The sequence below is a fragment of the Actinomadura sp. RB99 genome (assembly GCF_014706005.1).
In the GTDB taxonomy this organism is placed as follows: domain Bacteria; phylum Actinomycetota; class Actinomycetes; order Streptosporangiales; family Streptosporangiaceae; genus Spirillospora.
The window spans coordinates 63,324-85,688 of the sequence record NZ_JABMCA010000019.1 but is presented as its reverse complement, the minus strand read 5'-3'; the positions used below and the strand labels follow the sequence as shown (position 1 = coordinate 85,688).

The following is a 22,365-nucleotide window of genomic DNA, read 5'->3' as shown; positions in this document are numbered from 1 at the left end:
CCCGCCTACCAAGGGATCCGGCCATGGAACTCACCACCGTCTGGTTCGTCATCATCGCCTTCCTGTGGACGAGCTACTTCTTCCTCGAAGGCTTCGACTTCGGCGTCGGGATGCTGCTGCCCGTCCTCGGCCGCGACGACGTCGAGCGCCGCGTCGTCATCAACACCATCGGGCCCGTCTGGGACGGCAACGAGGTGTGGTTCATCGTCGCCGGCGCCGCCACCTTCGCCGCGTTCCCCGAGTGGTACGCCACCCTGTTCAGCGGCTTCTACCTGCCGCTGCTCGCGATCCTGCTCTCCCTGATCGTCCGCGGCGTCGCGTTCGAGTACCGCGGCAAGCGGGACGACGCGCGCTGGCGGGCCCGCTGGGACCGGGCGATCTTCTGGGGCAGCCTGCTGCCCGCGTTCCTGTGGGGCGTCGCGTTCTCGAACATCGTCCGGGGTGTGCCGCTGGACGCCTCGCACGAGTTCAGCGGGACGCTGCTCGACCTGCTCAACCCGTTCGCGCTGCTCGGCGGCCTCACCACGACGGTCCTGTTCGTCCTGCACGGGGCGGTGTTCCTCGCGCTGAAGACGTCCGGCGAGATCCGGTTCCGGGCGCGCCGCGTCGCGGAGATCGCGGTCGTCGCCGCGATCGCCGTCGGCGGGAGCTTCCTGCTGATCATCCAGCTCCAGCACGGCAAGCCGGTGACCTGGCTGACCGCCGGGGGCGCCGCCGCCGGGCTGCTGCTCGCCGCCGCCGCGAACCGGCGCGGGCGCGAGGGCTGGGCGTTCATCGGCACCGGCGCCGCCATCGTGCTCGCCGTCGCCACCCTGTTCACCGCGCTGTTCCCGGACGTGATGCCGTCCACCCTCGCGTCGGGCACCCTGACCACGGACAACGCCGCGTCCAGCGACTACACCCTGAAGATCATGACGTGGGTCGCCGCCGCGTTCACCCCGATCGTGATGATCTACCAGGGGTGGACGTACTGGGTGTTCCGCAAGCGGATCGGCACCGCGCACATCCCGGCCGCGCCGAAGAAGAAGCCGGAGCCGGTGCGGTGAAGCCCCTCGACCCGCGGCTGCTGCGCTATGCCCGGACCACCCGGATCTTCCTGCTGTCGTCCGTGGCGCTCGGCACCGCCACCGCCGCCCTGATCATCGCGCAGGCGACGCTGCTCGCGGACATGCTCACCCGCGCGTTCCTCGGCGGCGCGACCCTCACCGGGCTGCGCACCCCGATGCTGCTCCTGCTCGCCGTCGTCGCCGCGCGCGCCCTGGTGGCGTGGCTGCAGGAGACCGCCGCGCACCGCTCGTCCGCCGCCGTGAAGTCGCAGCTGCGCGGCCGGCTCCTCGCCCACGCGATGGCGCTCGGACCGCGCTGGCTGTCCGGCGAGCGCAGCGGCGAGCTCGCCGCCCTCGCCACCCGCGGCATCGACGCCCTCGACGACTACTTCTCCCGCTACTTGCCGCAACTCGTCCTCGCGGTGATCGTCCCGGCGGCCGTCGGGCTGCGGATCCTGCTCGGCGACTGGCCGTCCGCCGTCACGATCGCCGCGACGCTGCCGCTCATCCCGGTCTTCGCGATCCTCGTCGGGCTCACCACGCAGCGGAAGATGGACCGGCAGTGGCGGACGCTGTCCGTGCTCGCCGCCCACTTCCTCGACGTCGTCGCCGGCCTGCCCACGCTGAAGATCTTCGGCCGGGCGCGCGCGCAGGCCGACCGGATCCGCGAGGTCACCGACCGGCACCGGCGCGCCACCATGGCGACGCTGCGGGTCGCGTTCCTGTCCGCCCTCGTGCTCGAACTGCTGTCGACGCTGTCGGTCGCGCTCGTCGCCGTGTCGATCGGGCTGCGGCTGGTGAACGGCGGCCTCGGGCTGGAGACGGCGCTGCTCGTCCTGGTCCTCGCGCCCGAGGCGTACCTGCCGCTGCGGCAGGTCGGCGCGCAGTACCACGCGAGCGTCGAGGGCCTCACCGCCGCGTCCCGGATCTTCGAGGTCCTGGAGACCCCGCCGCCCGCCGCCGGCACCCGCTCGGACGTCCCGGACCTGTCCCGCGCGACGCTCCGGCTGGACGGCGTCACGGTCGCCTACCCCGGACGCGACATCCCCGCGCTCGACGGCTTCTCGCTGACCGTCCACCCCGGCGAGACCGTCGCGCTCGTCGGGCCGTCCGGCGCGGGGAAGTCGACCGTGCTGTCGGTCCTGCTCGGGTTCGTCCGGCCGGACGCGGGGCGCGTCCTCGCCGACTGGGACGACGTCGCCGGCTTCGCCCCGGACGCCTGGCGCGACCGGATCGCCTGGGTCCCGCAGCGCCCCTACCTGTTCGCCGGGACGGTCGCCGACAACATCCGGCTCGGCCGCCCCGACGCCCCCGACGCCGACGTGCGCGCCGCCGCCGAGGCCGCGAACGCGCTGGAGTTCGTCGAGGCCCTGCCCGGCGGCTTCGAGACGGCGCTCGGCGACCGGGGCGCCGGCCTGTCCGCGGGCCAGCGCCAGCGCATCGCCCTCGCCCGCGCGTTCCTGCGCGACGCGCCGCTCCTCCTGCTGGACGAGCCCACCTCCAACCTCGACGCCGAAAGCGAGGCCGCGGTGATCGACGCCGTCGAGCGCCTCAAGTCCGGCCGGACCGTGCTGCTCGTCGCGCACCGCCCGGCCCTCGCCACCCTCGCCGACCGGGTGGTCACCGTCGAGCCCGCGGCGGTGGCGGCATGATCCTCCGGCTCATCCGGCTCGCCCACCCCGCGCGGGGACGGCTGCTGCTCGCCGTCCTGTTCGGCGTGCTCGCCCTCGGCAGCGGCGTCGGCCTCATGGCGACCTCCGCATGGCTCATCTCCCGCGCGGCCCAGCACCCGCCCGTGCTGATGCTGATGGTCGCGATCGTCGCCGTCCGCGCGTTCGGGCTCGGCCGCGGCGTGTTCCGCTACGCCGAACGCCTCGTCGGCCATGACGCGACCTTCCGCATCCTGGCCGACCTGCGCGCGCGCGTGTACGAACGGCTGGAGCGGCTCGCCCCCGGCGGGCTCCCCGCCTTCCGCGGCGGCGACCTGCTGAACCGCCTCGTCGCCGACGTCGACGCCGTCCAGGACCTCTTCCTCCGCGTCCTGCTGCCCTGCACGGTCGCCGCCGTCGTCGGCGGCGCGTCCGTCGGGCTCGCGTGGGTCCTGCTCCCGTCGGCGGGCGCCATCCTGCTGCTCGCGCTGCTCCTGGCCGGTGTCGCCGCGCCCTGGCTGTCGTCCGCGACGGCGCGCCGCGCCGAACGCCGCACCACCGACCTGCGCGGCGACCTCACGTCCCACGTCGTCGACACCCTCCAGGGCGCCCCCGAGCTCATCGCCTACGGCGCCGCGCCCGCGCGGCTCGCCGAGGCCGCCCGCCTGGACCGCGACTTCACCCGCGCCACCGCCCGTTCCGCCGCGTCCACCGGCCTCGGCGCGGCCGTCTCCGCCCTCGCGGGCGGGCTGGCCGTGTGGGGATCGATGGCCGTGGGCGTGCCCGCCGTCCGGTCCGGCGCGCTCGACGGGGTGCTCCTCGCCGTGATCGTCTTGCTCCCGCTCGCCGCGTTCGAGGTCGTCGCGGGCCTGCCCCTCGCCGCCCAGCACCTGGAACGGGTCCGCCGCTCGGCCGCCCGCATCTTCGCGGTGCTCGACGCCCCGCCACCCGTGAAGGAGCCGTCCGACCCGTCGCCGCTGCCCGCCGCGCCGTACACCCTCCAGGTCGAGGACCTCCGCGTCCGATGGACGCCCACCGCCCCCTACGCCCTCGACAGGATCTCCCTGAGCCTCGCGCCGGGACGCCGCTGCGCCATCGTCGGGCCGTCCGGCTCCGGCAAGACGACCCTGGCCTCCGTCCTGCTCCGGTTCCTGGAACCCGCGTCCGGCTCGGTGACCCTCAACGGCACCGACCTGCGCGCGCTGACCGGCGACGACGTCCGGACGGTCATCGGCCTGTGCGCGCAGGACGCCCACCTGTTCGACTCGACGATCGGCGAGAACGTCCGGCTCGCCCGCCCCGCCGCCACCGACGCCGAGATCCGCGACGCCCTGCGCCGCGCCCGCCTCCTCGACTGGATCGAGTCGCTGCCCCGCGGCCTCGACACCCGCGTCGGCGAGCACGGCGCCCAGGTGTCCGGCGGCCAGCGCCAGCGCATCGCCCTGGCCCGCGCCCTCCTCGCCGGGTTCCCCGTCCTGCTCCTCGACGAGCCCGCCGAGCACCTCGACACCGCGACCGCCGACGAGCTCACCGCCGACCTCCTCACCGCCACCGAAGGCCGCACGACCCTGCTCGTCACCCACCGCCTCACCGGCCTGGACGCCGTCGACGAGATCATCGTCCTCGACGAGGGGCGCGTCGCCGACCGCGGCACCCACGCCGAACTGATCTCCCGTCCCGGCCTCTACCGCACCCTCTGGCAGCGCGAGACCGAGCCTCCCGTCACCCCGGGACGCGGACCCCGGCCCCGGGCGACGCGTCTCCCGTGACCCCGGACGGCTCCCGGCGCCACGGCAGGAACGCGCACGCCCCGATGAGCAGCACCCCCGCGACCGCGATCGCCGCCCGCACGCCCACGAACCCGCCCAGAACACCCCACAGCGCCGTGAGGACGGCGATGGCGGTGCGCGAACCGACCGTCCACGCCGTGACCATCCGGGCGACCTTCCCGGCCTCGACCAGCTCCAGCCTCCGCGTGGCGTAGATCGGGTTGAACACCCCCATGCAGGTGATGATCCCCAGCTCCATCGCCATCACCAGCAGCAGCGCCCCGATCCCCGTCCCGACGAACGCGAGCCCGACCAGCCACAACGCCCGGCCGACCCCGAACACCAGCATGATCGGGCGCCGCCCGTACCGGTTGACGAGCGGCCGCGACACCCGCGCCCCGAGGATCCCGCCGAGGCACGGCACCCCGAACGCCAGCCCGTACTCCAGCGGCGAGAGCCCCAGGTCGTGCAGCATCAGATAGGCCAGCAGCGGAGCCGTCGCCATGATGAGCGCCCCGGTCAGCACGCTGTTGGCGAACAGCAGCCGCAGCTCCCGCTCCGCCGCGATCGCCCGCCACCCCTCACCGATCTCCGCCCACCGCGACGCGCCCCCGGCCCGCTCCGGCGGCTCCGCCTCCGGCGCCGCGATCCTCGTGATCCCCAGCGCCGACAGCACGTAGCTGACCGCGTCCAGCAGCACCGTCACCACCGGCCCCAGCACCCCGATCAGCGCCCCGCCCGCCGGCGGCCCCACCGCCGTCGCCATCCACTGCACCGTCTCGAACCGGCCGTTCGCCTCCATCAGATGACGCTGCGGCACCAGCTCCTTCAGATGCGCCCCGCTCGCCCCCCGGAACACGATGTCCGCCAGCGCGACGACCACCGCCACCACCAGCAGATGCGCGTACGTCAACGCCCCGAAGGCGTACGCGGCCGGCACTGTCACCAGCACCGCGAACCGCACCAGGTCCGCCCGGACCATCAACCGCCGCTTGTGCTGGAACTCGATCCACGGCCCCAGCGGCACCGCGAGCAGCGCCGCCGCCGTCCCGCTCGTCGCGGCGATCATCGACACCTGCGCGGGCCCCACGTGCAGCGCCAGCACCGCGATCAGCGGGAACGCGTCCAGCGCCAGCCACGTCCCCAGCGTGCTGACCGCGTACGCACGCCACAACCACGCGAAATCCCGTCCGAGCACGGCGCCCCCCTTGTCCGCCGCCGATCCAACACCCGCCGCCGCCGCGCCCACAAACAACCGCCCGACCCGTCCCACAACCCTCGGTTGTCCGCTTGACGCCGCACGGAGCTCCGGGAGACTGGCAGGGTGATGGTGAAGACACTGCGCCCCCGCGACTACAACGAGGCGCTCCACGTCGGGCACTTCTTCCGCAACAAGCGCGTCCCCGTCGTCATGGACCTGACGGCCCTGACCGACGACGTGGCGAAGCAGTTCATCGACTTCGCCGCCGGCCTCGTCTTCGGCCGCGGCGGCGACATGGACCGACTCGCCCCGAAGGTCTTCCTCCTCGTCCCCGCCGGCCAGCCCCGCCCCACGGTCGTCCCCGCCCCCTGAGCACGCCGCCGCTCACCATCCAGGGCGTCCTTAGAGTCCGCCCGATGCGTGGACGCTCGCATATGGGGTCGAGCTTCTCAACGATGTCGAACCGGAACGCGGACCGGTTGACTCGAGAGCACCACGGAACCCCACGATCGGACGACCTGATGAAGTTCTCTTTCGCGGCCGCCTCGGCCACCCTTTCGATCATCATGGCCGCCGGAATGGCCGGCACCTTCTTCGGTTTCTCCACCGGCGTCATGCCGGGCCTGAACGGCGCGAAGCCCGCCTCGGCGATCGACGCCATGCAGACCATCAACCAGCGCATCCAGAACCCGCTGTTCGTCGGCATGTTCATGCTGCTGCCCGTGTTCGCCGCCATCGCCGGCGTCCTGCTGATGACGATGAACCAGAAGGCCGCCGGCCTCCTGTTCCTGGCCGCGGCCGCCGTCTACGTGCTCGGCGCCCTCTTCCCCAGCTTCGCCGTCAACATCCCCATGAACAACGACCTGGACGGCGTGCACATCCCCAAGCACGCCGCCGATGCGGCCAAGATCTGGCAGGACTACTCCGGCCGCTGGACCGCCTGGAACACCGTCCGCGCCGTGTCCAGCTGGATCAGCCTCCTGGCCATGGCCGCCGCCACCTACCTCTGGGGCAAGAACTGACCCCGAACCCCCCTCCGGCCCGTGCCCCCTGCACGGGCCACCCCCATTTCTCCCAAACCTCTACTCACCTCCCGGCAGCCATCTGACAACGGCGTGCATAAAGGGAGGTCGAATGCTCTCCTACCGATGGCCCTGACCCCATCATCCGCGAACTCCCTGACCCTCTCGGCGAGGGCATCCTCGCGTAAGTGAGGTACCAACGCCGCGTACCGCCACTCCTGCCCGCCAAAGGCCCATCACTCCACCGGGTGCTGCCGTGATATCGGCCTCCACCCTGGTGGCAGGGCTGGTTTTGACCCTCGGCGGGACGCTCTGGTGGGAGGAGCCGACGGCGGGTCCGGGCGTGCTCTGGGTTGGCGCCGGACTCTTCGGCCTCCTCAGATGGACATTCACGCGTCGGCGCGAACAGCGTCCCCAGACGAGCAACCCCGCATAACGGCTTGCCCCAGGGCAGGACGCATGCGGCCCGTGACGCTCCTCTCCGGGCCGCATGCCAGCGGCGGGAAAGCTCGTCGCAGCAGCGCTTACCGCTGGTCCTGCTCGTAGAACGCTCGGACTCGTGCAGCCCGCCCGTGCTGGTCCAGTTCGACCACGTCCAGCGCACGGTTGCCGTTCTCGCGCCTGTACAACAGGGCGTAGCCGTCGGGGTTGGTCAGAAACGCCTCTTCGGTGAACCGCAGATCCGGCGCAAGCTCCAAGCCTCGCTCGAAGTGGCGACGCAGCTCCGCCTTGCCCTGCAACCGGCCGTCCGGTCGATTCCAGCGAGTCACGACCGTTGACGCCGCGAAGTCGACGTCATCCGCATAGCACTCCATGACCCGGTCCAGATCACGAGCTTCCCAACCCGCCAACCACTGATCCGCATGCGCTCTCACATCCATGCTGATCAGTATCCGAAGAGCACAGCCCACGCGCGACGGAATATCGACCGCCCTCCCCGCACGCCCGTCCCGGCACCCACACGGCCTAGCAAGCCGCTGACCAGCAGTGACACACCTCGCTGGCGTCAAATACGGATGCTTGCAGTGGCTTCGTCTCAGAGAATTGCTGCGTGTCCCCGTACGACGAATACGAGCCGGTCGGCCGATCGAGGTCCGGCCACCGCCCAGCCCAGAATCGAGGCCGTCCACATGGATCTACCCGCCGGCTTGTGGGAACGCCTCGATCGTCTCCACGCAGCTGCCGTCCTCGACCAGGACATCTCCGATCTCTTCCTGGCCAGACTGTTTCCCGGCGAGCCCGTCCGGATCGCCTGCGACCTCCTCGTCGCCGGAATCGAGACCCCGAGCGTGATCGCCCTCGCCTGCGAATCACCGACCCGGCTCACCCTCCGCGAAGGCCGACCCCTCGTCCGGCGACTCTTGAGCGACCTCGCACTCGACCCCATGAACATCCACCGAGCAGGCTGGATCACCGCCCGAGACATCGCCCTCCAGATCGAGGCCGGAACGCTCAAGGCAGAGGACGGCGGTCATTTCCTGCTGGGGCTCTGGCACCCATGCCGGGAGCCGGACGAGATGAGACCGCTCCTCGGCACATTGGACGCCTGGGAAGAAACACCGCCCCAGCACCGGAACCGCGAGCAGTTCAGCCTGGCGATGCGCCGACTCTCCCGCGCTGTCATCCAAGCCACCCCCGCCCAGCCCCGGCCACGTCAGCGGCCAACCGAGGGATGATGCCCAAGTATTCGGAGAGTTCCAATATCCGACGTGGCCAGAGCACACCTTCGTGATCTTGCCTCGTCGGGCCTCTCACCTCGACAAGCCACGACCCGCGGGTGACCGCTCTTGCCCTCTGGCCACCCTGCCTAATGGCCCGCTATTGGCCCGTGCGCCTGCCCATCCGCGCATGACGGCTCCGAAATGCGCTGACCGGCACGCATGCGGTCCCTGCTCGCCTGGTAGCAAATGTCCGGCCGGAAGGAGGGTGGGGCCACGGGATTCTGCCCACTCCGAGACGTATCCGGGAGCCGTTCCATACCCACCCTCCCTGAGCCGCGGACCCTGTTGGGTACTCAGACCGGTCTCCAACGCACTCCCACGGTCACACCGGGAGCAGTTCCGGGCCGAGTATGACCAGGCGCTGGACGCTGCGCACGACCTAGCGCGGTTCAAGCAAGTGCGAACCCTGCTCCAGCAGTGGCGCCTACGAGCCATCGCATACACCCGTCCCGGCTACGAAGAGGCTGTCCAGGACGCCCTGCAAGGCCGTGAGGACTCCTTCGTGCGGTACACGCCGCCAGGCTGGGAAGGCCGGGTGTGACCTACCGCTTCGACGGCTTCCACGGGCGCGCGCTGTAGGAGCTGAACGGGCTGCCCGAGGAGATCCGCAACGGCCCCCTGCTCGAACGTCTCCTCCAGCTCCTGGAGTCTCCGTGGGATGCCGTCCCGGAACGGGCAGATCAGATGGCGCTGCGCCATGCCTTCTTCGGCAAAGACAACCAAGGCATGCTGACCTCCTCGTCGACGACAAGGCCGAGACCGTGCGCATCATCGACATCCTCTGGGCCGGCTAGCGTCTGAGGCGTCTCCGCAGCCTGCTCGTCGCGCGGTGCCCGGGCCCCGTGACCGCCTTGGGCGTGCGGCGTTGCCGCCGTTCCTCCCTCTTCCCCCGGCCCCGACGAGACCTGCACTTAGCGGGCGCCGAGGGGTGGCGAAGCCATCACGTAGTGACGCCCGAAGGGCGCCCTTGACCCTGGCGAGTCGGATTCCGCCATCCCGTCGCACAGGTTCTCAGCGAGGAGGGACGGCCGTTTGAGCCATGGGCGGCCGCTGAGCCGCCCGAGCGCTTCGAGATCGGTACGGCGTGCCCGAACGGGCACTTCATCACTGCCGTGTGCCATGCCCCGGAGGGCATAGGGCGAGGTGCTGACCTGGGCGAAGAGCGACGCAAGGTCGTCGAGACCAGGAAGCGGCCGTCTCAGTGGCGCGCTTGGCGGCGGCGCGCCCCCGATGGGCTGGTTGGGGAGCCGGCGGAGGTGGCGCGATGCGCGGCCCGGCGCAGCTCCGAACGCGGCGGACTCGTGGTGGGCGTTCGTTCTCGTCCTCGCCCTACCGTCTCCGTGGTGCGAGTCCGGCCTCGAAGGCGATGATCGCCAGGTGGACGCGGTCCCGGGCCTCGAGCTTGGCGAACAGGCGCGCGACATGGGTCTTCGCCGTCGCCGCGCTGATCACCAGCCGCTCGGCTATCTCCGTGTTCGACAGTCCCTGTCCGACCAGTGCCAGCACCTCGCGCTCCCGGTCGGTGATCTCCGCGATGAGACGTGAGTCCGCGGCGGGCTCGGCGGGCTCGGCGTCCGGTTCGGGGGACGGGGGGCCGGACGTTCCGGCGAAGTCCGCGATCAGCCGTCGGGTCACGCTCGGTGCGATCAGCGCGTCGCCGGCCGCCACCACGCGGATCGCGTCCAGGATCGCGTCCAGGGCCATGCTCTTGAGCAGGAATCCGCTGGCCCCGGCGCGCAGCGCGCCGTAGACGTACTCGTCGTCGTCGAAGGTCGTCAGCACCAGCACCTTGGGCGGGTCCGGCTCGGCGGTCACCTGCCGGGTCGCCTCGATCCCGTCCATGCCCGGCATCCGGATGTCCATCACCACGACGTCCGGACGCAGCTCACGCACCAGGCGCACCGCCTCGCGGCCGTCGCCGGCCTCGCCGACCACCTCCAGGTCGTCGGTGTCGCCGATCAGGATCGCGAGCCCGACCAGCAGCAGCGGCTGGTCATCGACCAGCAGCACCCGTACGCTCATGCCGGGAGCCTCGCCGTCACCCGGAACCCGCCCTCCGGACGCCGGCCGGCGCTGAACTGGCCGGACAGCAACGTCACCCGCTCGCGCATGCCGAGCAGGCCGAAGCCGCTCCCGCCGGCCGCGGAGAGCCTCCGGCGGCCCGGCGCGCCGAGACCGTCGTCCCCGTCGTCCACCACCTCGATCGTCACCCCTTTCGGCTCGTAACCGACCGCGACCCGGCACGTCCGCGCCCCGGAATGCCGCACCACGTTCGTCACCGACTCCTGGATGATCCGGAACGCCGACAGTTCGATCTCCGGCGGCAGCGGACGCCGCTCGCCCCGCCAGGTCACGTGGACCCGCACCCCGGCGTCGGCCGTGCGTTCGGCGAGCCGCGGGACGTCGGCCAGGCTGCCGGCCGGCGCCAGCGGAGCGGCCTGCGGCATGGCGTCGTCCGGCTCGGCGCGGCGTAGCGCCCCGAGCATGCGCTGCAGCTCGAGCAGCGTCTCCCGGCCGGTGGTCTCGATGCCGGTCAGCGCCTGCCGCGTCTGCTCGGGCTTGGTCTCGACGACCCGTGCCGCCGCTCCCGACAGCACCGTGATGATCCCGATGCTGTGCGCGACGCTGTCGTGCAGTTCGCGGGCGATCCGCAGCCGCTCGGTCAGGACGGCGCGGGCCGCCCCCTGCTCGTCGAGGGCTTGGAGGTATTCACGGCGTTTGCGATACACCCCTCCGAAGACCCACGCGACCGCGAAACACAACGCGAGCCCCCCGGCGAACTGGGTCGCGTCGCTGACGGTCTCCCCGGGGATGTGGGTGACGTTGACGAACGCGGCCGCGACGGCCAGGACGGAGCCGACGGCGGCCGCCTTCGGCCGCCGGACGGCGAGGTACCCGCCCAGGGCGACGAGCAGGACGAACACGATCGAGGGCCGCGCGCCGAAGATGTCGCCGAGGACTGCTTCGCCCAGGACCGCCGCGAAGACCACCGCCGGCAGACGGCGCACGAGCAGGACAGGAAGGGCGAGCACGAAGAAGAGCCCGGTCCGGGAGGCCGGCATCGTCCAGGCGAGCATCAGCGCGTAGAAGCAGGCGGTGGCCAGCACCACGGCCTGAGCCGTCAGCCAGGTCACGCACCTCGATGTCGAGAGTCGCTGGAGAAGCTCTTCCATGCGCAGATCGTATGCAGCGGCGTCGGCTCCGCGCGTCGCCCCGGGGATGTACGCCGGTACACCGCCGGGCCGATGGCCTGGGGATACGGTGACATCCGCCGGCCGACGCGACGGATGGCGTCCGTTCCTAGGTTCGTGGACATGACGAATCCACCGCTGATCGATCTTCGCGACACGACGAAGAAATACGACGACGGCCCGCCCGCGCTGGCCGGTGTGACCCTGTCCGTCGCATCCGGTGAGTGCGTGGCGATCCTCGGCCATTCCGGCAGCGGGAAGTCCACGCTGCTGAACCTGATCGCCGGCCTGGACAGGCCCTCCAGCGGCACTGTCACCGTCGACGGCACCCGCGTCGACCAGCTCGGCGAGGCCGGTTCGGCGAAGTACCGCCGGGCCTCGATCGGCATGATCTTCCAGTTCTTCAATCTGCTCGACGACCTGACCGTGCTCGACAACGTCATGGTTCCGGCGCAGCTGGCCGGGATGGGCAAGGGCGAAGCGAGGCGGCGGGCCATCGAACTGCTCGGCTCGCTGGGCATCGACCGGCATGCCGGCGCCTACCCGCAGCGGCTGTCCGGCGGGCAACGGCAGCGGGTGGCGGTGGCCAGGGCCCTGATGAACAAGCCGGCGCTGCTGCTGGCCGACGAGCCCACCGGCGCGCTGGACTCGAACTCGGCCGAGGGCGTGCGCCGGCTGCTGCTGGACCTGAACGGCGAGGGCCAGACCATCGTGCTGGTGACCCACGATGCGCGGTTGGCCGCGAGCACCGCGCGCCGCACGATCGAGCTGGTGGACGGCGCGGTCGAGCGGGACGTCATCACCGACGGCGGCGGTGTCGGCCCGGCCGCCCGTACGCCGCTGACCCGTCCGGCGGGAACGGTCGGATGACGCTGCGCAAGCCGCCGATGCCCCGGCGCCTCTTCGAGGTCGGATTCGCTGCCATGTCCCGCCTGCTGCCGGCGGTGAGCCGGTGAGCGCCTTGGGCAAGGTCGTACGCTCCGGCGTGGGCCGGCGTCGGGTCCAGTCCTTCGTCATGGCCCTGACGACGTTCGCCGCGGTGACGTCCTCGGTACTCTCCCTCGGTCTGCTGGCCGTCGTGCAGGCCCCGTTCGAGCACGCTTTCAGTGCTCGGAACGGGGCGCACCTGGCGGTCCAGTTCGACGGTTCGAAGGTCACGGCGGCGCAGGCCACCGCAACCGCTCACGCCGCCGGCGTCACCGAGGCGGCCGGGCCGTACCCGATCGCCGCCGCCCTGGACACGACCGTCGGCCCGGACTGCCCCAAGAAGGATCTCGCCGGTCACGACATCGGTCCGGTCACCGTCACCACCCGGCCCGACCTGGGCGGCACCTCCGGGATGGACCAACTCGTGCTGACCCGGGGGCGCTGGCCGACCGGCCCGGGCGAGATCGCCCTGCCGGGGCAGCGCTACGCCACCGTCTGCTTCGGCGGTTCGGTGGTGTTCTCCTCCCTGCCGGGCAAGCCGTCGTTCAAGATCGTCGGCTTCGGCGGCTCGGTGACCGACAGCGCGACCGCCTTCACCACCGCCGACGGTTTCGCGCGGCTCACCGCCGCCGGCGCCAAGTCCGACGAGCAGATGCTCTACCAGTTCGCCAAGGCCGGGACCGCCGCCGACATCGCCACCGGCAAACAGGCGGTGGCCGCCGCCGCACCGGCCGGCGCGGTCGAGGGCGGACAGTCCTACCTGACCGCGGAGCAGCAGGCGACCGGCAACGCCAAGGCCTACGTGCCGTTCCTGGTCGCCTTCGGGATCCTCGGGCTCTTCCTGTCGGTGCTGATCATCTCGATCGTGGTCAGCGGGGCCGTGGCCTCCGGCATCCGGCGCATCGGGATCCTGAAGTCGTTGGGCTTCACCCCTTCGCAGGTGGCCAGCGCCTACACCGCGCAGGCCATGATCCCGGCGACACTCGGCGTGGTGCTCGGCACGGTCTTCGGCAACCTCCTGGCCGTGCCGGTCCTGGGCGGGGCCACCCAGCAGTTCGGCGCGGCCAGTGCCACGATCCCGTTGTGGGTCAGCGCCGTGGTGCCGCTGGGCACCCTGCTGATCGTCGGCGTCACGGCTTCGGTCCCGGCACTGCGGGCCGGCCGGATGCCGGCGGTGCGGGCTCTGGTGGTCGGCCGCGCCCCCAAGGCCGGGGGCGGTCGGACGGCGCAGCGTCTGGCCTCGCGGCTGCCGCTGCCCCGGGCCATGTCGTTGGGGCTGGCCCAGCCGTTCGCCCGGCCGTCCCGGGCCGTACTGGTCGGTGCGGCGGTGCTGTTCGGCGTGGTCAGCGCCACGTTCGCAGTGGGGCTGGAGACCGGTTTCAACAAGTATCTGGACACCAGCACCTCAGGCTTCAGCGTCGCGTCGAAGATCGTGATACCCACGGCCGACGTCGGCGTGCCCTGGGGCCGCTACGGCCCCAACGACCCGCGCCATCCGTACCTGGACGCCGCCAAGGTGGCCGCCGCGCTCGCCAAGACTCCGGGCACGAAGGCCGCGTTCGGCTGGGGCGAGAGCGGTGCGACCATGGTCGGCGGCCCGTCCGGCGGCGAACCGACGAAGGTGTACACGGTCACCGGTGACTTGTCCTGGACGAAGCTGGAGCTGCTGTCCGGCCGCTGGTACTCGGCGCCCGGCGAGGCCGTTGTCGGCGACAAGCTGGCCACGGCGGTGGGGATCCACGTCGGTGACGACGTCACCGTGGTGCAGCAGAACAAGCGACTGTCGCTGAAGGTCGTCGGCATCAACTTCAACACCAACGCGGGCGACTACACGGTCATGACGGATGCGGCCACCTTCACCGCAGCCGGACTGGCCCCGCACATCGACCAGTTCAACGTCGAGCTGGCCTCGAACGTCAACGGATCGGACTGGTCCACCTCGGCCGCCGCCGCGCTGACCCCGCTGAACGCCTCGGTCCAGCCGAACTCGGACGGGGGCAAGAACATCATTGTGATCACCATGGGCGCCCTGGTGGCCACGCTCACGCTGATGCTGATCGCGGTCGCCGCGCTCGGGGTGCTGAGCATGGTCGTGCAGGACACCCGGGACCGGGTTCATGATCTGGGGATCTTCAAGGCCCTCGGGATGACACCCAAGCAGACCATGGCGATGGTGTTGACCTCGGTATCACTCACCGGCCTGATCGCCGGGCTGATCGGGGTCCCGATCGGGGTCGCGGTGGAGAAGGCCATGCTGACCCCGATGGGGAACGCGATCGGCCGGCACCTGCCGCCGAGCGTGTCCCACACCTACACCGCCGGGCTGCTCGTCCCCCTGCTGGCCGGCGGGATCGTGATCGCCCTGCTCGGGGCACTGCCGCCGGCCGGCTGGGCGGCACGAACCCGGACCGCCACCGCGCTGCGGACCGAGTAGAGCCGCCGGTCGCCGCAGCAAAAGCGGTGCCGGGCACTGCACAGCGCGGCAACAACGCCAATGCCGATCAGCTTCGGTGCGGCGGCGGATCGTCCAAGGCGGCGGCGCGACCCCGAGCGGGCCGGGCCGGCGACCCGCAAGCGAGGCCACGCAGCGATGCGCGGCCGGGCGCGCGCGGCCGAGGACCGGCGCCCACGCCGCACGCCCCGGCCGCGCGGGCGGCGGGCCGCGCCAACGGCGCGAGCGCCGCCGCCCCTTGAGCGCCTTGGCCAAGGCCGAACTCAAGGGCAAGAAGCGATCGGGCACGCAAGGGGCACGGAAGCGAAAGAAGCGATCGTGAGAGACGAGAGCCCAGGTCGGAATTCCGGTTCTGACCTGGGCTTTTGGGTGGTGGAGCCTAGGGGATTCGAACCCCTGACACCCGGCTTGCAAAGCCGGTGCTCTACCAACTGAGCTAAGGCCCCTCGTTGCCCTGTGGGCGCGTCAAGCTTACCGGTGGTCGGCTACCGCCGCGTCATCGAGGACGAGGGCGGGGAGGGCGGCGACGCTGGGCAGGACGTGGGTGGCGCCGGCGGCGAGGAGGCGGTCGCGGTCGTGGGCGCCGGTGAGGACGCCCGCGACGATGGACGCGCCGGAGCGGCGGCCGGTCAGCATGTCGTTGGCGGTGTCGCCGCAGACGGCGATGTGCCGGACGTCGTCGGCGCCGAGCCGGAGGGCGGCGGTGAGGACGAGGTCGGGCCACGGGCGGCCGCGGCCGGCGTCCTCGGGGCACAGGGTGAGGTCGACGCGGTCCCACCAGCCGAGCGCGTCGAGGACGCGGGCCTGGGTGCGGCGGCCGAACCCGGTGAGCAGGCATACGCGTACCCCGGCGCCGCGGATGCGCTCGAGAGCGCGTTCGGCGCCGGGCACGGGTCGCAGGCCGTGCCGGTCGACGAGCTGGTCATAGGACCGCTCGAAGGCCAGGTGCGCGGCCTGGGCGCGGGGCTCGTCGAACAGCGAGCGGAAGATCTCGATCTTCGAGCCGCCGCGTGACTCGCGGACGCGCGCCATGGCGCGGTCGTGGGCCGCCGTGCCGGAGACGATCCCCAGGGCGGCGATCGCCTCGGCGAAGGCGGTCTCGACGGTGCCGCCGTCCGCGACGGTGGTCCCGGCGAGATCGATGCAGGCGATGGAGATCGGCTCTGCGCCGCTCACGCCGGGGCCCGGTGTCGCCGGCGTCTCAGCTGTCGGACGACGTGGCCTCGGTCCACAGGTCCAGCTCGGCGCGGTCCTGCTGGAGGCGGCGCCAGACAGCGAAGCCACCGAGGGCGACGACGGCGAGAATCAGCAGCTTCTTCACGGTGGGGACCCCTTCACCTCGACTATGAGTCCGAACCCGGGGAAAGATACGGATCAGTGTCTGCTCCCCCAGGCTCTCCGCAGCCTAGCAACCGATCCCGGGCGGTCCGCACCCACTCGCCGGTATCGGACCGATCGTCCAATCCCGGGTGCCGCCGCTTTTCCGTCCGCCGCCTCTCGCCGAACCGGGCGGACGGCCGCATAATCCGGGGGACGACCCTCGGGAGTGCCGATGGCTGAGGACGACTTCCGGCGCTGGGAACGCGAACTCGACCCCGGTCCGCCGGAGAAGGAGGCGTCGGGGGGCCGGGGGCTGGTGCTGGCGGCGGCGGTGACGGCCGTGGGGTGCGCCCTCCTGATCGTGGTGGGCGACGTGCGGCTCGGCGCGGTGGGGCTGGCGCTGTCGTCGATCATCCTGCTGCTCTGGCGAATCGGGTTCTGATCGGCCATCATCGCGGCCATGGAGCTGCGCGGAGCGAACGTCCTGGTGACCGGGGCGACGGGCGGGATCGGACGGGCGCTGGCGGAGGGGTTCGCCGGGCGCGGCGCGACGGTGGTGCTGAGCGGGCGGCGGGGCGATGTGCTGGAGCCGCTGGCCGAGCGGCTCGGCGGCCGGGCGGTGGTCGCCGACCTCGCCGACCGCGCCGGCGTGGAGCGGCTGCTGGACGAGGCGGGCCCGGTGGACGTGCTGGTCGCGAACGCGGCGCTGCCCGCGTCGGGGCTGCTGGCGGACTACACGGTGGAGCAGGTCGACCGGGTCCTGGACGTGAACCTGCGCGCGCCGATCGTGATGGCGAAGCTCGCGGGCGAGCGGATGGCCGATCGTGGCCGCGGGCACCTGGTGTTCATCGCGTCGCTGTCCGGCAAGACGGCGTCCGGCCACGCGTCGCTCTACAACGCGACGAAGTTCGGTATGCGGGGATTCGCCCTGGCGTTGCGGGAGGACATGCGGCCGCACGGCGTCGGCGTGTCGACCGTCTTCCCGGGGTTCATCCGGGATGCCGGGATGTTCGCGGACGCGGGCGTCACGCTGCCGCGGGGCGTCGGCACGCGGACGCCGCAGGACGTCGCGAGGGCGACGGTGCGGGCGGTCGAGCGGAACACCGCCGAGGTGGACGTGGCGCCGCTCGCGCTGCGTCTCGGCGCCCTGCTGGGCGGCGCCGCGCCGGTGCTGTCGGCGGCGGTGCAGCGGCGCGCGGGCGGCCGGCGGATCTCGGAGGGCCTGGCGGAGGGGCAGCGCGGCAAACGCTGACGGCGCCGGACGCGCATGGGCGACAAACGCGGATCTTGGAGTGATAATCCGGGCAGTGCCGCTTGATCGGCGGGGCCGGCGCGCCGCTCCCCGGGCCGTTGTGGCCCGCGCGCGCCCACGCGAGGAGGTCCATGCATGTGGACGGGTAGGACGACCATCATCGGCGCGGCGGCGCTCACTCTGACGGCCCTGGCGACGGTCCCCGCGCGCGCGGACGCGGCGGACGCGACGGTGGTACCGGTCCAGGTGACCGGTGACCCGGCCAAGCGCTTCAACCTCGTCGTGATGGGCGACGGCTATACGACGGCGGACATGGCGAAGTTCCGCGCCGACCTCGACAAGCACCTCAACGACCTGTGGACGATCGAGCCGTTCAAGTCGTACCGCAGCTACATCAACGTGTACGCGGTCGAGATCCCGTCGGCGGAGTCGGGGGTGAGCTGCGACCCGGATCTGTCCTCACCGCGCCGTACGACGCCGCTCAGCATGGCGTTCTGGAGCGGCTGCAGGCAGGACGGCCTGCAGCGCCTGCTCGTCATGGACTCCGCCGCCGCGAAGAAGTACGCGGACATGGTGCCCGGGACCAACGCCAGCAACCGGCAGATCCTTGCGATGGCCAACAGCGACACCTACGGGGGCGCGGGTGGTACGTACGCCACGTCCTCTGGCGGGAACGCCATGTCGGCCCTCATCGCGCCGCACGAACTCGGGCATTCGCTAGGAGGCCTGGACGACGAGTACGACTACTACCAGCGCGGCGTGCCGGGCGGTACGTACGCCGGTCCCGAGCCCGCGTCCATCCATCACACGCTGCTCACCGTCGACCAGATGAAGGCGGAGAAGCAGAAGTGGTGGCGGTGGCTGGGCGAGCGCAGCGAAGCGGGGGGCGTCATAGGCCGCTATGAGGGCGGCCTCTACTTCAGCAAGGGCGTGTGGAGGCCGAGCCAGCACTCCATGATGAAGACGCTCGGCTACTACTACGACCAGGTGGCGCGGGAACGGATGACGCAGCGCGTCTCCGGCAAGGTCGACATCGTCCAGGCGCAGACCCCCACGGACGCCCCTGTGGGCGCGGACCGTGTCCTGTGGGTGGAGACCATGCATCCGACAGGGCACAGGCTGTCGGTGACGTGGACGGCCGATGGCAAGGCCGTAGGGAAGTCGCCGAACCTCGACCTCAAGCGCCTTCACCTGAAGAAGGGCACGCACACCGTCACGGCGACCGTCACCGACCCGACCGGCTTCGTGCGGGACCCGGCCGTACGAGCGTCCTCGGCGCTCACCCAGGTCCGCACCTGGACCATCGACACGGCGCTGACGACGCCTCCCGACAACGTGCCCGTCGACTTCACATCGTCCACACCCACCGACAAGGCCGTGGGTGCCGAATCGGTCGTGTACGCGGAAACGACCCACCCCGCTAGGAGCGCCCCTGTCGTCCGCTGGGAACTCGACGGACGGCGCGTTCCTGGTAGCGAACGCGACATCGCGCTAGGGAGCTTGCACCTTCGCAGTGGCACGCACACGCTCGTCGCCAGGGTCGGCTCCAAGTCCCTTACGTGGACGGTCGACGCGCAGCGTCCGACGGTGAAGTTCCAGCTTTCGGAGGCCGCGCAGGCGCGTCCCCAGCCCGGTCGTACACCGGCGTACGTCTTCGACGGTCCGTTCACCATGAAGCTGACCGGCGCGGACGACCGGGCGGGCGTGGTCGTCTCCGAGTTCCGCGTGGACGGCGACGGCTGGTTCAACTACTTCGGCTGGCCGACCGACTCGTCCGCGCCGTGGCGGTTCTCCGAGAACGGCACCGTGATCGACTCGCTGACCTACGGCAGGCTCCCCAAGGGCCGGCACACCGTCGAGTACCGGGCGATCGACGCGGCGGGCAACGTCGCCCGGCCCGGGAAGTTCATCGTGACTCTTCGCTGACCGGCACGTCCGCGACACCCGCGTCCGCGGCGGGCACGCCCGCGGCGGACGGTTCCCCGGTGGACGGTTCCCCGGCGGACGGTTCGCGGCGGACGGTAGCGAGCACCGAGCCGCCGAGGATCAGCGCGAACGAGGCGATGATCGTCCCGGTGAGCGGCTCGCCGAGCAGCAGCACGCCCGCGACGACCGCCACCGCCGGGTTCACGTAGGTGAACACCATCGCCCGCGACGTGCCCGCCTCCCGGATGAGCTCGAAGAACACCATGAACGCCAGCGCGGTGCAGACCAGGCCGAGGCCGCCGAGCGCGGCCAGCACGCGGCCGCGCGGCACCGCGTCCGGCCAGGTCAGCGCCGCCGGGATCGCGTACACGACGGCGGCGATCGTCAGCGACCCCGCGGCCATGTGCAGGCTCGGCAGGTCCTGCAGCCGGCGCGTCGCGATCATCGGCGCGACCGAGTACCCGACCGCGACCAGCATGACCTCGCCGATCGCCCACGCGCTGCCGCCACCGAGATGCGGCCCGGCCAGCACGCCGACGCCCGCGAGGCCGACCAGCAGCCCCGCCCACCGGACCGGCCCCAGCCGCTCGGCGTCGCCGGCCAGCCGCGCCAGCACCACCCCGATGATCGGCACCGCGGCGATCAGCAGTCCGGTCATCGAGCTGGTCAGCCGGTGCTCGGCGTCCGACAGCAGCGCCCACGGGCCGAGGATCTCCATGGCGGTGAACGCCAGCAGCGGCCGCCAGTGCCGGCGGACGGGCGCCGGCCCGCCGGACCGGGCGGCGAGCGGCACCAGCACGAGCGCGCCGAGGGCGGTCCGCGCGAACACCAGCACGGGCACCGACACGCCCCCGACCGCCACCTTGATCATCAGGTAGGGGATCCCCCACAGCACGCTCATCAGCGCGAACAGCAACCAGCCGCGGCGACTCACCACGTCCTCCGTTCCGGATCGGCGCCCGGCCACCACCGCCGGGCACCGGTTCAGGATGCGGGGCGGCGGCGGGCGCGGTCTTGAACGCTGTTGCGGTACGCGCCGGGCGTCACGCCGAGGACGCGGCGGAACCAGCGGGTGAGGTGCGCCTGGTCGGCGAACCCGACGAGCGACGCCGCCTCGGCCGGCCTATGTCCCGCGTCGAGCAGCGTCCGCGCGCGCGCCACCCGATGCTGGGCGAGCCATGCGTACGGCGGCATCCCCATCGAGTCGCGGAAGGCGCGCAGCAACTGGTACCGGGACAGGCCGAGGTCGGCCGCCACCTCCGCGAGGGTGGGCGGCCCCACCAGTTCGTCCGACAGGCGTGCCGCGACGGCACGGGCGATGCCGGACGCGCCGCGCGGACCGCCGCCGCCCGGCGGGACCCGCACGGCATGCCGCCGGACGATCGCGCCGAGCACCTCGAGCAGCCGGCTCTCGCCCTCCAGCGGGTCGTCGCCCAGCCGCAGCGACCGGTGCGCGAGCCGCAGCCGGCCGGCCAGCCCGGGATCGTCGACGATCGGCTCGCGGAAGTGCGGGAGCCCGCCGTCCCAGCCCGACGCCGCCCCCACCAGCTCGGCGGTCGGGTAAAGGCACAGGTAGGCGAAGCCGTCCTGGTCGGCGGGGCCGCCCGTGTGCGCCTCGCCCGGCTCGATCACCACGAGGCTGCCGGCGGCGGAGTACAGCCGCTCGCCGCGGTACCGCATGGTCTCCAGGCCGTCGACGCACACGCCGATCGCGTACTCGTCGTGGGCGTGCGGCGCGTAGTGGCGGCGGCCTATGCGCGCGTTGAGGAGGTCGAGCGACGCGCCTTGGATGCCGTCCACGCGCGTCCACACCGCCCGGTCGGGACGCCGCACCGAGCCGCCCGCTCCGCCCGCACTGCCCGTGCCCGCGCCGCCGGGGTCTCCCGCGCCGCCGGAGCCGGCCGCGCGGCTCGAACCGCCCGCGCTCGTGCCGCCGGGGACGTCAGGCGGAGAAGACGTGCCGGAGCCGCCAGCGGTCCCGGTCACGGCCGAGCTCCGCGACGGCCACGCCCTCCGCGCCGACGACGCGGACCCGGTAGACGCGGCCGTCCTGGGGCGTGCCGTAGGTCTTCAGGACCTTCTCGACGGCGTAGCGCGACCCCCGCCACTCGTACGCGGTGAGTCGTCCCGCGGGGTCGTGCTCGGCGCGGACCGGCTCGTTCAGAAGGTGCCCCATGAGTCCGGGAGCCTAGCACGCACTCGAACAAATGTTCGCAGGTCGTGGCCCCTTCGCGGCGCCGCTCTCGGCACGGTCCGGGGCGCCGTCGGGCAGGCCGCGGCGGACGCCCGCGCGGCGTCGCGGCGACCGGTCCCCGCTCCATCCCGCCATTAAGGCGCAGCCCGCCGAGCATGTCCAGAGCATCCGAAATGACCGCGACGCGCGCGGGTAGGACGCTCCTGGAGGGGGAGCCATGATCAACGGTGCGCACGTCATCATCTACAGCCGCGACGCCGACGCCGACCGCGCGTTCCTCCGGGACGTGCTCGGCCTCCCGGACGTCGACGCCGGCAGCGGATGGCTGATCTTCAAGCTGCCGCCCGCCGAGCTCGCCGCCCATCCGACCGAGGGCGCGCCCCGGCACGAGTTCTATCTGATGTGCGACGACATCCACGCCACCCTCGACGACCTCGCCGAGCGCGGCGTCCAGGTGGACGTGCCGATCCGCGACCGGGGCTGGGGACTGCTCGCCGCGATCAGGCTGCCGAGCGGCGGCGAACTGCCGATCTACCAACCCCGCCATCCCCTGGCCAAGGACCTGTGAGGCCCGTCGTCCACAGGCTGGGGGCAACGTTCCGCACATCCTCCGACCCCTGCGAGCAGGCGTTCCCGACGCCGGCTCCACAGCGGAATCCCCAGGCGGCAGGGCCTTTCGAACATCCGATCGGCAC

Annotated in this window: 21 protein-coding genes and 1 tRNA gene; 12 read left to right on the top strand and 10 right to left on the bottom strand. The window is 72.1% G+C overall.

Features of this window, described 5'->3' with window-relative positions; genetic code table 11:
• Positions 1-23: 23 nt before the first annotated feature.
• From cydB to cydC, 3 genes are read left to right on the top strand one after another with little or no spacing between them, the layout of a single operon-like run.
• Entirely contained in the window at positions 24-1,046 is a 1,023-nt protein-coding gene (gene cydB / locus amrb99_RS19335) for a cytochrome d ubiquinol oxidase subunit II (protein ID WP_190857729.1), read from the top strand.
• Positions 1,043-2,698: a thiol reductant ABC exporter subunit CydD gene (gene cydD, locus amrb99_RS50115; RefSeq protein WP_347256747.1), complete on the top strand. Its 1,656-nt coding sequence runs from the start codon at positions 1,043-1,045 to the stop codon at positions 2,696-2,698. Before cydB ends, cydD begins: the two co-directional genes overlap by 4 nt.
• Complete coding sequence (gene cydC / locus amrb99_RS50110) at positions 2,695-4,464, top strand: thiol reductant ABC exporter subunit CydC (protein ID WP_206700006.1); 1,770 nt, start codon at positions 2,695-2,697, stop codon at positions 4,462-4,464. Before cydD ends, cydC begins: the two co-directional genes overlap by 4 nt.
• Here cydC and amrb99_RS19325 read toward each other — a convergent pair.
• A complete protein-coding gene (locus amrb99_RS19325) occupies positions 4,418-5,662 on the bottom strand; it encodes an MFS transporter (RefSeq protein WP_190857727.1) in 1,245 nt (414 codons plus the stop codon). The two genes, cydC and amrb99_RS19325, sit on opposite strands and share 47 nt — an antisense overlap.
• A gap of 129 nt (positions 5,663-5,791) precedes the next feature.
• Between amrb99_RS19325 and amrb99_RS19320 the strand changes: the two genes are divergently transcribed.
• The gene (locus amrb99_RS19320; protein ID WP_241755702.1) at positions 5,792-6,037 is read left to right on the top strand and encodes a cell division protein SepF; all 246 of its coding nucleotides are present in this window, start codon (positions 5,792-5,794) and stop codon (positions 6,035-6,037) included.
• Between the two features lie 149 nt (positions 6,038-6,186).
• Positions 6,187-6,687, top strand: coding sequence for an anthrone oxygenase family protein (locus amrb99_RS19315; protein WP_190857722.1), 501 nt, complete (start codon positions 6,187-6,189; stop codon positions 6,685-6,687).
• A 524-nt stretch (positions 6,688-7,211) separates the two neighbouring features.
• Here the strand turns inward: amrb99_RS19315 and amrb99_RS19310 are convergent.
• Positions 7,212-7,568, bottom strand: a complete 357-nt coding sequence (locus tag amrb99_RS19310) for a nuclear transport factor 2 family protein (protein ID WP_190857720.1) — start codon at positions 7,566-7,568, stop codon at positions 7,212-7,214.
• 249 nt (positions 7,569-7,817) lie between these two features.
• On the opposite strand from amrb99_RS19310, the gene amrb99_RS19305 reads away from it, so the two are divergent.
• A complete protein-coding gene (locus amrb99_RS19305) occupies positions 7,818-8,363 on the top strand; it encodes a hypothetical protein (RefSeq protein WP_190857718.1) in 546 nt (181 codons plus the stop codon).
• A 1,374-nt stretch (positions 8,364-9,737) separates the two neighbouring features.
• Here amrb99_RS19305 and amrb99_RS19300 read toward each other — a convergent pair.
• Entirely contained in the window at positions 9,738-10,430 is a 693-nt protein-coding gene (locus amrb99_RS19300; RefSeq protein WP_190857716.1) for a response regulator transcription factor, read from the bottom strand.
• Positions 10,427-11,581, bottom strand: a complete 1,155-nt coding sequence (locus amrb99_RS19295) for a sensor histidine kinase (protein WP_194736979.1) — start codon at positions 11,579-11,581, stop codon at positions 10,427-10,429. The genes amrb99_RS19300 and amrb99_RS19295 overlap by 4 nt, the downstream gene beginning before the upstream one ends.
• A gap of 72 nt (positions 11,582-11,653) precedes the next feature.
• On the opposite strand from amrb99_RS19295, the gene amrb99_RS19290 reads away from it, so the two are divergent.
• Positions 11,654-12,469, top strand: coding sequence for an ABC transporter ATP-binding protein (locus tag amrb99_RS19290; protein ID WP_241755689.1), 816 nt, complete (start codon positions 11,654-11,656; stop codon positions 12,467-12,469).
• 145 nt (positions 12,470-12,614) lie between these two features.
• Positions 12,615-14,960 carry an ABC transporter permease gene (locus tag amrb99_RS19285; RefSeq protein WP_206700005.1) on the top strand — a complete coding sequence of 782 codons (2,346 nt, stop codon included), beginning with the start codon at positions 12,615-12,617 and terminating at the stop codon, positions 14,958-14,960.
• 388 nt (positions 14,961-15,348) lie between these two features.
• Here the strand turns inward: amrb99_RS19285 and amrb99_RS19280 are convergent.
• From amrb99_RS19280 to amrb99_RS51200, 3 genes are all read right to left on the bottom strand, one after another.
• A tRNA-Ala gene (locus amrb99_RS19280) sits at positions 15,349-15,424 on the bottom strand.
• 25 nt (positions 15,425-15,449) lie between these two features.
• Entirely contained in the window at positions 15,450-16,154 is a 705-nt protein-coding gene (locus amrb99_RS19275; protein ID WP_347256746.1) for an HAD-IA family hydrolase, read from the bottom strand.
• 25 nt (positions 16,155-16,179) lie between these two features.
• Positions 16,180-16,299 carry a DLW-39 family protein gene (locus amrb99_RS51200; RefSeq protein WP_211238580.1) on the bottom strand — a complete coding sequence of 40 codons (120 nt, stop codon included), beginning with the start codon at positions 16,297-16,299 and terminating at the stop codon, positions 16,180-16,182.
• 231 nt (positions 16,300-16,530) lie between these two features.
• On the opposite strand from amrb99_RS51200, the gene amrb99_RS19270 reads away from it, so the two are divergent.
• From amrb99_RS19270 to amrb99_RS19260, 3 genes are all read left to right on the top strand, one after another.
• The gene (locus amrb99_RS19270) at positions 16,531-16,740 is read left to right on the top strand and encodes a hypothetical protein (RefSeq protein ID WP_190857712.1); all 210 of its coding nucleotides are present in this window, start codon (positions 16,531-16,533) and stop codon (positions 16,738-16,740) included.
• Positions 16,741-16,758: 18 nt separating this feature from the next.
• Positions 16,759-17,550, top strand: coding sequence for an SDR family NAD(P)-dependent oxidoreductase (locus tag amrb99_RS19265; RefSeq protein ID WP_190857710.1), 792 nt, complete (start codon positions 16,759-16,761; stop codon positions 17,548-17,550).
• Positions 17,551-17,685: 135 nt separating this feature from the next.
• Positions 17,686-19,476 carry a M64 family metallopeptidase gene (locus amrb99_RS19260; RefSeq protein ID WP_190857708.1) on the top strand — a complete coding sequence of 597 codons (1,791 nt, stop codon included), beginning with the start codon at positions 17,686-17,688 and terminating at the stop codon, positions 19,474-19,476.
• Here the strand turns inward: amrb99_RS19260 and amrb99_RS19255 are convergent.
• Genes amrb99_RS19255 through amrb99_RS19245 form a run of 3 tightly spaced genes read right to left on the bottom strand, consistent with a single transcriptional unit; the run spans position 19,457 to position 21,652 of the window.
• Positions 19,457-20,410, bottom strand: a complete 954-nt coding sequence (locus amrb99_RS19255; protein WP_190857706.1) for an EamA family transporter — start codon at positions 20,408-20,410, stop codon at positions 19,457-19,459. The genes amrb99_RS19260 and amrb99_RS19255 overlap by 20 nt on opposite strands.
• Before the next feature lie 50 nt (positions 20,411-20,460).
• The gene (locus amrb99_RS53220) at positions 20,461-21,462 is read right to left on the bottom strand and encodes an AraC family transcriptional regulator (protein ID WP_347256745.1); all 1,002 of its coding nucleotides are present in this window, start codon (positions 21,460-21,462) and stop codon (positions 20,461-20,463) included.
• Positions 21,419-21,652, bottom strand: coding sequence for a hypothetical protein (locus amrb99_RS19245; protein ID WP_190857704.1), 234 nt, complete (start codon positions 21,650-21,652; stop codon positions 21,419-21,421). Before amrb99_RS19245 ends, amrb99_RS53220 begins: the two co-directional genes overlap by 44 nt.
• Positions 21,653-21,887: 235 nt before the next feature.
• On the opposite strand from amrb99_RS19245, the gene amrb99_RS19240 reads away from it, so the two are divergent.
• Positions 21,888-22,238, top strand: a complete 351-nt coding sequence (locus amrb99_RS19240) for a VOC family protein (RefSeq protein ID WP_190857702.1) — start codon at positions 21,888-21,890, stop codon at positions 22,236-22,238.
• The last annotated feature ends 127 nt before the right edge of the window (positions 22,239-22,365 follow it).